Source organism: Kushneria marisflavi, from assembly GCF_002157205.1.
In the GTDB taxonomy this organism is placed as follows: Bacteria; Pseudomonadota; Gammaproteobacteria; order Pseudomonadales; family Halomonadaceae; genus Kushneria; species Kushneria marisflavi.
Genome location: NZ_CP021358.1, coordinates 2560291 through 2572427 on the forward strand (window position 1 = coordinate 2560291; position 12137 = coordinate 2572427).

The 12137-nt window shown below is 61.1% G+C and carries 10 protein-coding genes; 7 read left to right on the forward strand and 3 right to left on the reverse strand.

The window, feature by feature from the left end; translation table 11 throughout:
- Positions 1-152 precede the first annotated feature (152 nt).
- Positions 153-1055, forward strand: coding sequence for a TIGR01777 family oxidoreductase (locus B9H00_RS11720; RefSeq protein ID WP_086900795.1), 903 nt, complete (start codon positions 153-155; stop codon positions 1053-1055).
- Between the two features lie 34 nt (positions 1056-1089).
- Here the strand turns inward: B9H00_RS11720 and rapA are convergent, their stop codons facing one another.
- Together rapA and B9H00_RS11730 are read right to left on the reverse strand one after the other, a co-directional pair.
- A complete protein-coding gene (gene rapA, locus B9H00_RS11725) occupies positions 1090-4017 on the reverse strand; it encodes an RNA polymerase-associated protein RapA (RefSeq protein WP_086900796.1) in 2928 nt (975 codons plus the stop codon).
- 187 nt (positions 4018-4204) lie between these two features.
- Positions 4205-4993 carry a TlpA family protein disulfide reductase gene (locus tag B9H00_RS11730; RefSeq protein ID WP_086900797.1) on the reverse strand — a complete coding sequence of 263 codons (789 nt, stop codon included), beginning with the start codon at positions 4991-4993 and terminating at the stop codon, positions 4205-4207.
- Between the two features lie 82 nt (positions 4994-5075).
- Between B9H00_RS11730 and B9H00_RS11735 the strand changes: the two genes are divergently transcribed.
- Together B9H00_RS11735 and B9H00_RS11740 are read left to right on the forward strand one after the other, a co-directional pair.
- Positions 5076-5327 carry a hypothetical protein gene (locus B9H00_RS11735; protein ID WP_086901842.1) on the forward strand — a complete coding sequence of 84 codons (252 nt, stop codon included), beginning with the start codon at positions 5076-5078 and terminating at the stop codon, positions 5325-5327.
- Entirely contained in the window at positions 5317-6780 is a 1464-nt protein-coding gene (locus tag B9H00_RS11740; protein WP_169713438.1) for a phospholipase D-like domain-containing protein, read from the forward strand. The genes B9H00_RS11735 and B9H00_RS11740 overlap by 11 nt, the downstream gene beginning before the upstream one ends.
- 30 nt (positions 6781-6810) lie before the next feature.
- Here B9H00_RS11740 and B9H00_RS11745 read toward each other — a convergent pair whose 3' ends face one another.
- On the reverse strand, positions 6811-7116 hold the full coding sequence (locus B9H00_RS11745; protein WP_147376545.1) for a hypothetical protein: 306 nt from the start codon (positions 7114-7116) through the stop codon (positions 6811-6813).
- A gap of 154 nt (positions 7117-7270) precedes the next feature.
- Between B9H00_RS11745 and B9H00_RS11750 the strand changes: the two genes are divergently transcribed.
- The 4 genes from B9H00_RS11750 (at position 7271) to B9H00_RS11765 (ending at position 12129) form a co-directional block, all read left to right on the forward strand.
- Complete coding sequence (locus B9H00_RS11750; RefSeq protein ID WP_086901843.1) at positions 7271-8026, forward strand: alpha/beta fold hydrolase; 756 nt, start codon at positions 7271-7273, stop codon at positions 8024-8026.
- Positions 8027-8202: 176 nt separating this feature from the next.
- A complete protein-coding gene (locus B9H00_RS11755) occupies positions 8203-9321 on the forward strand; it encodes a TAXI family TRAP transporter solute-binding subunit (RefSeq protein ID WP_086901844.1) in 1119 nt (372 codons plus the stop codon).
- An 8-nt stretch (positions 9322-9329) separates the two neighbouring features.
- On the forward strand, positions 9330-9899 hold the full coding sequence (locus tag B9H00_RS11760) for a DUF1850 domain-containing protein (RefSeq protein WP_086900800.1): 570 nt from the start codon (positions 9330-9332) through the stop codon (positions 9897-9899).
- On the forward strand, positions 9880-12129 hold the full coding sequence (locus tag B9H00_RS11765; RefSeq protein WP_086900801.1) for a TRAP transporter permease: 2250 nt from the start codon (positions 9880-9882) through the stop codon (positions 12127-12129). Before B9H00_RS11760 ends, B9H00_RS11765 begins: the two co-directional genes overlap by 20 nt.
- The last annotated feature ends 8 nt before the right edge of the window (positions 12130-12137 follow it).

Below are 12137 nucleotides of genomic sequence, written 5' to 3' on the forward strand. Positions count from 1 at the left end.
CAGGTATCGGGCGAAACCCGGATAAATCTTGTACGTTATATGTACCAGAACGGCGTTGACGTTAAAAACGGTTCGATAAAAGTTTCCACGCAATGATCAACAGTCATGGCGAATCCTTGCGATTGCCATGCGTTGGATCGGGGGAGAGCGACGTGAATATAGTGATCACCGGAGCCACCGGCTTTGTCGGTCAGGCGCTGTGCCGGTACTGGCATGAGCAGGGACATACGCTGATGGTGGTGTCTCGCCAGTCGGACAAGGCTCAGGCCACCATCAGGGTGCCCGTGATGGCACGCTCTTCGGCGATCGATTTTGCCGACCAGTCCGTGGGGGCGATCGTCAATCTTGCCGGGGAGCCCATCTTTAATCGGCGCTGGAGCGAGGCGCAAAAAAAGAAGCTGATCGATTCGCGTCTCAAGGCCACACATGATGTCGGCGAGCTTTGCCAGCGTCTGGCAACACCGCCGGCTCGCCTGATTTCGGGCTCGGCGATGGGATACTACGGTGATCAGGGCAGTCGGGAAGTGACCGAGCAGACCTCGCCGCACAAGGAGTTCGCCCACAGACTCTGTCGAGAGTGGGAGGAGGCTGCGCAGCAATTGGCCACGGATCAGATGCAAGTGGCCTGTCTTCGGATCGGACTGGTACTGGACCGGGATGGCGGAATGCTCAAGCCCATGCGCCCCATGTTCCGACTGGGGCTCGGTGGGCGACTGGGCAAGGGGCGTCAGTACATGCCCTGGGTTCATCGTCATGACCTGGTGCGCATCATCGACTTTTTGCTTCAGCGCGACGACATCTCGGGGGCCTGGAATGCCGGCGCTCCTGCGCCAGTAACCAATGCGAAATTTACGCGCACGCTGGCGGCCAGCCTGAATCGGCCGGCACCCTTTGTGATGCCGGGAAGCGTAGTATCACTGGCGCTAGGGGAAATGTCGCAGCTGCTGTTGACCGGTGCCCGAATGGTGCCGGCAAGGCTTGAAGCCGCCGGATTCCGGTTTGAATACCCTACGCTTGAAAAGGCACTGACCGCCATCGAGCGTCGCGCCGCCTGAGCGGCGCGACATGCCCATTTGACCGGCGGCCCGCTTACTGCGGGTCGACGGTCACAATGACACGCACGGCATCGAGCTGCAGACGGGTGCCGGCGATGGCCTCATCCAGCGCGGCGCGTTCGTGACGCAGCATGTCAATTTCTTCAGCGCGCACGTCCGGGTTGCGCTGTGCCAGTGCCGTCAGTCGATCGATCTCGCCCTCCAGCTGGGCAGCCATCTGTGCGCGGGCGTCTTCTACCAGCGCGGGTAGTTCTGCTTCGGCCTGCTGCTCGGCCTGATCAAACAGCTCGCGCAGCTGCTGCTGGCGCTCGCGTACCAGATTCCGGGCGACCCCTTTCTTGACGTGACGCAGGTTCCTGGCCAGTCCGCCAAAGGACACCTTGTCGGAAAGCACCTGGCCTGATTCATCGAGCAGCACACGCACGGTGGCGGGCGGGAAAAAGCGATTGACGTGAAGCGCCTTCGGCGCACTGGTGCGTGTTCGAAAGATGGCCTCCAGCATGAATCGGCCGCCCGGAATGGAAGGATGGGCCAGCAGTGCCAGTGCCGTATTACCCATGCTCTCGTTGGTCGCTCGGGAGAGCATTTCACGTACCAGCGGGTGTTCCCAGGACAGGCGCTGAAGATCGTCGCGGGCCAGTGCGCGCTGACGTGAACGGGTAGCGGTAAAACCTTCCTCGCCACGGATCAGGCCGGGCATGCCATCGACCATGTGAGACCCGGGGTGCAGATAGGTGAGTCCTTCATCCGTTTCCCGGGTGTCAATGCCAAAGACGTCCAGTGCCTGATCGAGGTAACGATCAAGCATTGCATCATCATCGAGTGCCTGTACGGCCTCGATCATCTCATCGGCGTGACCGGCGTCAAATGAACTCCATGCGAGCAGGCGATCACGACCGGCTTCCCGCTCCTGGCGCGTCTGCACGGCCAGCGTTCGGGATTCTTCGATGACCTCGTCCAGTGCCTCCTGGTCCAGCAGCGCATCGAACAGTGCATCGCCGTGGGCATCGCTGACCACGCTGCCCAGGCCGCTGGGCGCCTCGAAGGCCGCCAGTGCTTCCTGATACCAGCGCAGTAGCGCGCCGGTCGGGCTGCCGGTCATGATCGGCAGATGAATCTCGACGTCGTGCTGCTGGCCGATTCGATCCAGGCGCCCGATACGCTGTTCCAGCTGGTCAGGGTGCGGCGGCAGATCAAACAGGATCAAATGATGGCAGAACTGGAAGTTGCGTCCTTCCGAGCCGATTTCCGAACAGATCAACAGCGGGCTGCCATCCTCGGCCTCGGCAAAGGCGGCCGCCGCGCGGTCGCGCTCGATCAGCGTCATGTCTTCGTGAAAGACCGGCACATGTAGACCGGTCAGCACCTGCAGGCCGGCAGCCAGTTCGCGGGCAGTTTCGCCGTAATGGCAGATCAATAGTGCCTTCTCGCCCGGGTGGCTCTTGAGCCATTCACGCAGCCAGGCCATGCGCGGATCGAGCCGCCACCAGCGCTCATCGTCCTGGGTATCCTGCCGGCGCGCCTCGAAGGTCGCTTCGGGGTAGAGCAGAATTTCCGGGTAATCCAGACCGGTTTCGATCAGAAGGCTGTCCAGATAGTCTTCGTCGCGGCTGATGCGCTGCTCGATGCGGCGATAGGCGCCCGGGTTTTCCAGCTCGCTGACGTGCAGGTGACGTACCGGGAAGCCGCTGACATGGCGACGGCTGTTGCGGAACATGACCCGGCCGATGCCATAGCGGTCAAGCAGCACGCGCCGCAGCGACTCACGAAGCGAGGGCTGTTTATCCTCTCCGGCTCCCATCAGCTGCTCGAGCAGGGCGAGCGCCTGTGGATCGTCTGCGACGATGGGATGCAGGACATCGCGATGCTCTGGCTGTTCCGGCAGGTGTTCCAGCGCCTCGATGGCCTCGGCAAGCGTTGCGTGGCCGCGCTGTTCGGCCCTGAAGGCATCAATGTCGTGATAGCGCTCGGGGTCCAGCAGGCGCAGGCGGGCAAAGTGGCTGACGTCGCCCATCTGCTCCGGCGTGGCACTCAGTAGCAGCAGCCCGGTGTGCTGGGTGGCCAGCGCTTCCACGCACTGGTAACCGGTATCGCCGCCGTTTTCCGGATCCCATTCAAGGTGCTGGGCTTCGTCCACGATCAGCAGGTCCCAGTTGCAGGCCTGGGCCTGACTCTGGCGCTCGGGGTTGGCAAATAGCCACTGCTGGCTGGCCAGTACCAGCTGTGCCGACTCAAATGGATTGCCATCGTTGCCGCGGGCCTTGCTCTGTTGCTCATCGAGCAGGGTGACTTCGATGGAGAAGCGGCGCAGCAGCTCGACCAGCCACTGATGCGCCAGGCTGTCCGGCACCAGAATCAGGGCGCGCTCGACGCGACCGGTCAGCAGCATGCGATGCAGCACCAGGCCTGCCTCAATGGTCTTGCCAAGGCCGACCTCGTCGGCCAGCAGTACGCGGGGCAGACGGCGACTGGCGATATCATCGGCGATATGCAGCTGGTGCGGAATCAGGTCGATGCGCGGGCCGGACAGGCCGAAGCCGGGATGGCGCTCGACGCGTGCCAGATGCTGAAGACTGCGATAGCGCAGATTGAAGGCATCATTGCGGTCGATCTGGCCGGTCAGCAGTCGGTCACGAGCCTGATGAAACTGCATGCGGTCGCTGATGCGCGATTCCGGCAGCTCACGCTCGCCGTTGCTGTCCTGGCCGATGTAGATGATTCGACCACCCTCATCGCGCAGCTCGCTGACCAGCAGCACCTGGCCGTCATCGGTATCGATACGGTCACCGCGACCGAAGACCACGCGGGTCAGGGGCGCTTCGCGCACGCTGTAGGTTCGGGTTTCATCGCTGGCGGCAAACAGGACGGTCACGCTACGCGCGTCGCAGTTCAGTATGGTGCCAAGGCCCAGCTCGGTTTCGCCGTCACTGATGAAGCGTTGACCGGGAGTAAAATTGCTCATGATGCCTCGAAAATGTCGCCTCTCGGGCGCGCGGGTACAGATGTGAATCGGTCATCGACGGGGGATGAACTGCCGTGGGTCACTACCATGGCCTGCCATGCAGCATGGCCCTGGGGCGGTGACCTTCGAAAAGGGTGCCTATCTTAACCAAAAGAGAGGGGCGGCGGGGCACTGATGTGAGCAGAGGTTACTGCCGCTGTGATCTATCCCCCATGATGGTCGACAGATTGGAGATGCGCGTCAGGGTGTTATCCGGCGCCACGTGCAGCAGTACCGGCAGGTGGCGCTGCCCGGTCAGGGCCAGCAGGTGCTGGCGTGGGTCCATCAGTAGCGCGGTATCCTCGAGCTCGAGACGCTGGTCAGGATGTTGGTCCAGATAGCGGATCGCGCTGAGAAGCGATTCGCCCTGGTTGACCAGTATCAGCTCTCCCTGTTGTCCGATGGGCTGTTCGGCCAGCCGTTGAAGCCATTGTCGGCAGGTGCTGCAGTCGCTGCGCCATAAAAGGAGATAACGGTTTGATGTTTCATTGGCTGGTGTGACCGAGCGGCCCTCAAGAGACTCAAGGCTGAGCGTGGGCAGGGTGTCGGGCAGCGGCGGTGCCAGCGTCGTGCGCCACTGCTCCAGTCCCCACCAGAGGCCGCTGGATACCATGATCACGAGGCAGAGGCGTCTGCGTAGCCCGGAGCGCTGGCGGCAGTACCACAGCGTCCACGCCAGCAGAGCGATCAATCCGCCGGCGGGCGCCAGTTCGAGGTATCCGAGCCGCGCGGGCCATGGCACTCTGAAGGCGCCGGGACCGCCAAACCATGGCAGAAGCGCTGCGCCGACCGCCCAGAACACCAGCGCGCCCAGTGCCCAGCGCGTTGTGGTGGCCCGTGTCGAAGGGCTGATGAGGTGTGCCGTCAACAGGGTGGCAGTGGCGCAGGCTACGGCCAGCGGTATCGGAGAGAGCAGGATACGCTCGGGAAGATCCATTCGTTTTTTCCATCATGCGTTAGAATTGGACAGGCCGGCGTGTCCGGTCATGCTTGCTGATCCATGTTTGCCGGTGATTTTCATGCCCGACTTCCGCGCCAGACGCTCCCGGCGTCGCGATACGCCAAGAATTATTGCCATCTCCGCTCAGGCCATCGGCTTTATTCTGATCGTGCTCTTTGAGACCCTGCTGCCTGAGCATCTGAAACGTCCGTCCCAGGGTCTCGTCCTGGCCGCCATGCTCGTGGCAGCGCTTTACGCTGCTCTGCTGCGTCGCTATTACCGCAATCGGTCGCTGAAGCATCGCGACCATGAGTCCTTCCATGACCAATGATATCAATGCCGATGCCCTGAAACGCTGGGCGGAACAGCATGGGCAGGCGTCAGACAGCACCAGCGGCATGCGGCTGCTCTCTGATGGCCTTGACGCCTTTGAAGTGCGTGCTCATCTGGCACGCTACGCTCAGGACAGCATCGACAGCCTGAGCTATCTCCTTGAGGACGGCGTTACCACCCGAGTGTTGATGGCCGAGCTGCTGCTTGCGGCCGAGCGCGGCGTCAAAATCAGGATGCTGGTGGATGACATGAGCGCAATCGGTGTGCAGGGCATGCTGCGCGCCATGCAGACCCATCCCAATATCGAGGTGCGCCTGTTTAATCCGGTGACCTTCTGGCGGCGCTATACCTGGAGCCATCGACTGGCCATGGCTCTGACCATTCGGCGCTCGCACCGACGCATGCACAACAAGCTCTGGCTGGTGGATGGCGTGGTCGGAATTGCCGGCGGCCGCAATCTCGGTGATGACTATTTCATCACCAATAGTGAATACAATTTTGCTGATCTGGATATGCTTGTGGCCGACGGTCCGGTGGCCGCGCAGATGCGTGAATGCTTCAGCCAGTACTGGCATGGGCATTGTGTCAGCACGCTGACCTCCCTGATCTCGGAAACGCCAGATCATGACTGGCAGGACCTGCGTGAAGAGCTTCGGCAGCAGTTATCCGGTGAAGAGCTGGCGGATTCGGCTTTTTTGTCCATCCACCATGGCGAGCAGCGCGCGCTTGAAGAGGGCCTGGGCGAGCTGGTTCAGGCCCACGGTGAGCTGTATTGGGACCATCCGGACAAGCCATGCCAGCCGGGTTATCCCTCCCGTGATCTGATCATGGGGCCGGCCATCGGGGCGATGGTGGCTGACACCCAAACCCGGATCAAAATTGTCTCGGCCTATTTCATTCCCAGTGAGCGTGATGTGATCGACATCGAAGCCTTGCTGGAAAGAGGCGTGGATGTGACCGTGCTGACCAACTCCCTGCAGGCCAGTGATACGCCGATCGTCAATGGCAGCTATTCGCCCTGGCGGCGACGCTTTCTCGAGAAGGGAGCGCATATGCATGAGCTGCGACACGGCCACAAGCCACGCCACCGTCGTCGCAGGCATCATTTCGGCATCATGGCGTCCAGCCTGCATGGCAAGGCCATGGTCATGGACGACAGGAGACTCTTTATCGGTTCCTTCAATATTGATCCACGCTCGACCTGGTGGAACAACGAAATGGGGCTGAACGTCGATCATGAAGGGTTGGCGTCAGAACTTGATGAGGTGATCGAGCGTGCCCTTCGCCCGGACAGCAGCTTCAGGGTCGAGCTGGATGACCAGGGGCAACTGTCGTGGGTCACGGTGGATGAGGATAATCAGGCCCAGAGGCTGACGAAAGAGCCCGGCAATCTGCTGGTCCGGGCTCAGAAGTGGCTGGGGAGTCTGCCTGGGATTCGACGGCTGCTCTGAAGCAGCGTCGTGACAGGAAAGGGTGGGGCGCTAGCTGTTGTGCTCGATGGCCTCTTCGGCCGTACAGGCAATGTTATCGATGATGGTCCATTGTTCCGGCGTGCCCCCCTTTTCCACGGCATCCATAAGGGCGGCGGTGGCACGCCTCAGGTAGGGCTTGCCATCCTCTTCGTGCGCCTTTTCCAGATCGCTTTCCATATCCGAGATCAGCGCATCGATGCCGTCATAATCATCGCTCCATTTAAGTGCCTGCGTGGCAGCCTCCCTGATGGTCTCTCCAATGCCAATGATGGCGCTGTCACTGGCCACAATATAACCGCTGGCATTCATGGGCATGCATCCTCTGTCATCGTTCGAGGGGCCGGCATTACCGGAGTATGGGCATCAGTATAGACATGCCTGCGCTATCCCCGACAATCCCTCACTGTCACATGCAGTGACGACAGCTATGCTCAATACGTTTGTTCAACGCATGCGTCAGGGAGAGAACATGCTGCCATTGATCGATCGGGGCCAGAGCGATACCGCGCTGGTCATGCTGCATTTTTTCGGCAATTCACATCGGGAATGGCTCGAGGTCATCGAGCATCTGGGGCCTGAGCATCGATGTATTGCACTCGATCTGCCGGGATTTGGTGACGCTGCCGATATCGAGGGCTTTGATACTCGTGCCATGGCGGATCAGGTCGAGCAGACTATCAATGCGCTGAGCCTTGAGCGCGTGGTGCTGGTCGGTCATTCCTTTTCCGGCAAGGTCGCCATGGTGCTTGCCGCTCGGCGGCCCGAATGGCTCATCTCGATGGTGCTGGTGGCCCCGGCTCCGGCCGGTCCGCAGCCGGTCAGCGATGAAGAGCGCGAGTTTCAGCAGGCCTTTGATCACAGTCGTGAGCAGGCCGAAGCCTTTATCGATGGTGCGATTGCCCAGGGCATTTCTCCTGCGCGCTATCAGGATGCCGTGGAAGATGCCATGCGGGCCTCACCTGCGGCCTGGCAGGCTTGGCCGCGTCACGGCAGTCGGGAGGATTTTTCCGACATTGTCGGTGTGCTGGACTATCCCACATTGATTGTCGTGGGTGATCAGGACCCTTCACTACCTCCGAAGACGCAGGAAGCTCTGGTGCTGGGTCAGTTCGCTTCGCCGCGTCTTGAAGTCATTCCCGATCACGGCCATCTGCTGCCGATGGAAATGCCAAAAGCGCTGGCCGGGCTGATCGATGATTTCGCCGGTCGCTTTCGCTTGCCCTGAAATGCTTGAATCAGAGCAGTCTGATATTTTCAATACGACCAATGGATGCCATGCCTGGCGCTCGGAGAGCGTCAGGTACATTGTGTTACGACATGGCCCCTGTATACATTGATCCCGCATGACAGCGCCTGATGACTCAAGGGCGTGCGAATTCCAATGAATCAGGGGATGGCACCATGGATTACAAGAGCGGACTGATCGCGGCCTCACTGGCACTGCTGATGCTGGGTGGCTGCAGCGATGATAGCGACAGCCAGAAGGCCGACAGCGCTGCAAGCGCCCAACCGGATAGTGCCGAAACGCAGGACGGCAATAGCGAGGCTGCGGCAGAGCCGGTTCAGCTGGTCTTTGGGACCGGTGGCACCTCCGGCGCCTATTACGCGCTGGGCGGCGCATTGAAGTCCGTGCTGGAAGCCAGCCCGGTGATCAGCAACGTCCAGGTCGTCTCGACCGGTGCATCGGTACAAAACATTCAGAATATTCAGGACGGCCTGAATCAGCTGGCCATCGTCATGAGCGATGTGGCCTATGACGCCGTCAACGGCAAGAACCAGTTCGAGAACAACCCTGCCGATATCACGGCGATTGCCGGGCTGTATCCCAACGTGGTGCAGGTCGTGGCGCTGGATAACAGCGGTATCAACAGCATCGCGGATATGGCCGGCAAGCGCATCGGTGTCGGTCAGGTAGGTTCGGGCGTGGAAGCCAGTGCCAAGATCGCTCTGTCCGCCGCCGGAATTGATTACGATGATCTGGCGCGCGTTAGTCATACCGGCTATGCCGACAGCGTGACCGAAATGAGCAACGGTAATCTCGATGCTGCGTTTTTCACCTCGGGCGTGCCCAACAGCAACATTACCGGCCTGATGCAAAGCCGGGACATCAAGTTCGTCAACATCGATGGCGATACCGCCAAAAAACTGATGGCTGACTACCCCTATTACCAGAGCTACACCATTCCTGCCGGCGCAGCCGAACGTTACGATCTCTCCGAGCCCGTCAACACCGTCTCCATCCGTAATCTTCTGATCGCGCCGGCCAGCATGCGTGATGATGTGGCCGAGGATCTGGCTCGCCGCTTTGATGAATATCTGGGCTCCGGGCAGGTCGCGGTGGGTGCCCTGAAGGAAGTGGGTTCCGACACGCTGGACAAGGATCTGGTTCTGCCGGTGCACCCCGGGGCAAAGCGTTATTACGACAGCCGCCAGGAGAGCGCTCAGGGCAGTGATGCCGGATTTGACGCCGGTGGCAGCGATGCGGCCGATAACAACGCCAACAGCAACGACGCTACCTGAGCCAGCGCGTGTCGCATCGTCGCGGCTGGCTTTTGTTGTATGCCCTGATGTTGCTGCTGGTGCTTTGCTGGCCCCGGCCGTGGCTGGTGGTCAGCGAGCTTCATGCCGGGAGCGCTGATGAGCGGCGCTACGCGTTCTCCGGCGATGATGGCACGCGGTTTTCGCTGCGCTGGCAGCATTCGGTCGAGCGGGAGGACTGGACTGAAACCTTCGAGCTGACCCAGGGCGGCGTCGATGTGGTGCGCAGTCGCTTCAAGACCTTTGGCGCCGGTGTGCCGGACACCGGCCGACCCAGCCGTCTCGAGCACGGCTGGGTCGTGCTCGAGGGCCTCCATCGGTCGGTAGATCCCTTGCTGGTACAGGCCGCCGAGCGCGAACACTATCGCCTTGAATATGGTGGCTACTGGTTCGACCTCGCTGCGCTCGGACCGGCGCCGATTCTGCACTTCCAACAACAACGGTTGCCGCCGATCATGGTCATGGCTGCCCTGTGGCGCCCCTGGTGGCACCGAATGACCCGTGAACATCAAAATCCCGGGTCGGTACGGAGAGAACAACATGAACACACGGGTGGATAGCCGCAATACCCCGGATGACAAGCATGATGGCGCCGAGCTGCCCGGCGGTCTGGCCGGGACGCAGGATACGGCAGCACTGGACCCGGCTCTGCTCGAGAAATATGACCGCGAAAGCGCCATTCGCCACAGCCTTCCGCCACTGTTTGCCCGTGTGGTCACCGTCATTGGCGTGCTGCTGGCACTGTTCCATCTTTATACGTCAACGGCCGGACCGCTGATCGATATTCAGCAGCGCAGCATTCACCTCTATACGCTGCTGGCACTGGCCTTTGTGCTCTATCCCTTTACTCGTAAGGGGGCGCGGGACCGGGTACCGATACGCGATGTGATTCTGGCGGTAGTGGCGCTTGGTATCGGCGTGTACATGATCCTTTCCACCCAGCGCATCATTCTGGCTGCCGGGCGTATTACGGATCTGGACATGGTGATCGGTATCGTGGCCATCCTGCTGGTACTGGATGCCACCCGTCGTGTGACCGGCTGGGGACTGACACTGCTGGCCACGGCCTTTCTGGCCTATGGCATCTACGCCCGGCTGTCGTTCTACCCCGAGCTTAATCCGAACATCCTGATGGCGATCGGTCGTCAGCTGATGTCGCATCTGGTCTACATCACTGAAGGCCTGCTGGGCTCGGCCATTGCCGTATCGGCCAGCTACATCATCCTGTTCATTCTCTTTGGCGCCTTTCTGGGCAAGTCAGGGCTTGGTCAGCTTTTCAATGATCTGGCGCTGGCGGTCGCCGGGCATTCCCGGGGCGGGCCGGCCAAGGTGGCGGTCATCGCCAGTGGTTTTCTGGGCTCGATCAACGGGTCAGCGATTGCCAATGTGGTTACGACCGGTGCCTTCACCATTCCGCTGATGAAAAAGACCGGCTACAAGCCGAACTTTGCCGGCGCCGTGGAAGCCGCGGCCAGCGTGGGTGGTCAGATCCTGCCGCCCATCATGGGGGCAGCTGCCTTCATCATGGCCGAGGTGCTGTCGGTGCCCTATACCCAGGTCATGCTGGCCGGCATCATTCCGGCACTGCTCTTCTATCTCGGTGTTTTGATCCAGGTCCATCTGCGCGCGCTGCGCAACGGTCTCAAGGGCATTCCGCGGGACCAGCTTTCGCCGGTGCGGGCCGTTATGGTCGAGCGCGGCCATCTTCTGATTCCCATGGCGGTGCTGATCTGGCTACTGGCCGATGGTCGCGCACCGTTTTTTGCCGCCTTCTGGTCGATCGGTGCCACGGTGTTAATCTGCGGTACGCGCCGTGTGGTGATCGGGTTGTCGCTGATTTTGCTGGCGCTGATCTTTCAGCCGCAGCTGGAGGGTCTGATCGTGGGTCGCGGCATTCCCGATGTCGGCATTGATCGACTGTGGCTGCTGGCGGTGATCGCGGTGCCGGTGATGGTCAACGCGCTGCGAGCCAGAAAGGGCATCGTTGCCGAAACCATGACCGCGCGTGACTGTGTCGATGCCATGGAAGGGGGCATTCGCAACGCCATTCCGGTGGCCGTCGCCTGTGGGGCGGTGGGCATCATCGTGGGGGTTGCCACGCTCACCGGTATCGCGCTGGAAGCAGCTGATGCCGTTGTGGCGCTGGGTTCGCAGATTCCCAGCCCAATGATCCAGCTGATGGTCACGCTGCTTCTGACCATGCTGGCATCCATCGTGCTGGGCATGGGGCTGCCGAGTATCCCGACCTACATCATTACCAGCACCATGGCAGCGCCGATCCTTTTGAACCTCCCGCTGTTTCGCGAGCTCTCCGGCAGCAATGACACGGCCGTGTTCGTGGCGCACATGTTTGTCTTCTACTTCGGCATCTTTGCCAACCTGACCCCGCCGGTGGCGCTGGCCGCCTATGCCGGTGCCGGCATCAGTGGGGGCTCGCCCAATGCCACGGGCTTTCAGGCCATGAAGCTGGCCATTGCCGGATTCGTGGTGCCCTTCATGTTCGTGTTCGCCCACGAAATGCTGATGATTGACTCAACGATCGCCAATATCGCGATGGTACTGGTGACCAGCGTGGCCGGGGTCACCCTGCTGGCGGTGGCCGCCGAGGGGTATCTGTGGACGAAGGTCAACATGATCATGCGGTTGCTGTCACTGGTGGGCGCGCTGATGCTGATCTTCCCGGGTATCTGGACCGATATTGCCGGCGCGGCAATCGCAGTGGTTGTGTTTGTCACCAACCGGGCACTGGCCGCAAAGGATAGGGTGGGGGCGTCAGGCAGTCCTGCCTGACGCCTGCC

Bases quoted from the DNA above. Each gene is read 5' to 3' on its own strand.
- B9H00_RS11740 (WP_169713438.1), top strand. From the start codon at position 5,317: ATGACCAATGATATCAATGCCGATGCCCTGAAACGCTGGGCGGAACAG.
- B9H00_RS11750 (WP_086901843.1), top strand. From the start codon at position 7,271: ATGCTGCCATTGATCGATCGGGGCCAGAGCGATACCGCGCTGGTCATG.
- rapA (WP_086900796.1), bottom strand. From the start codon at position 4,017: ATGAGCAATTTTACTCCCGGTCAACGCTTCATCAGTGACGGCGAAACC.
- B9H00_RS11745 (WP_147376545.1), bottom strand. From the start codon at position 7,116: ATGCCCATGAATGCCAGCGGTTATATTGTGGCCAGTGACAGCGCCATC.
- B9H00_RS11730 (WP_086900797.1), bottom strand. From the start codon at position 4,993: ATGGATCTTCCCGAGCGTATCCTGCTCTCTCCGATACCGCTGGCCGTA.
- B9H00_RS11755 (WP_086901844.1), top strand. From the start codon at position 8,203: ATGGATTACAAGAGCGGACTGATCGCGGCCTCACTGGCACTGCTGATG.
- B9H00_RS11735 (WP_086901842.1), top strand. From the start codon at position 5,076: ATGCCCGACTTCCGCGCCAGACGCTCCCGGCGTCGCGATACGCCAAGA.
- B9H00_RS11765 (WP_086900801.1), top strand. From the start codon at position 9,880: ATGAACACACGGGTGGATAGCCGCAATACCCCGGATGACAAGCATGAT.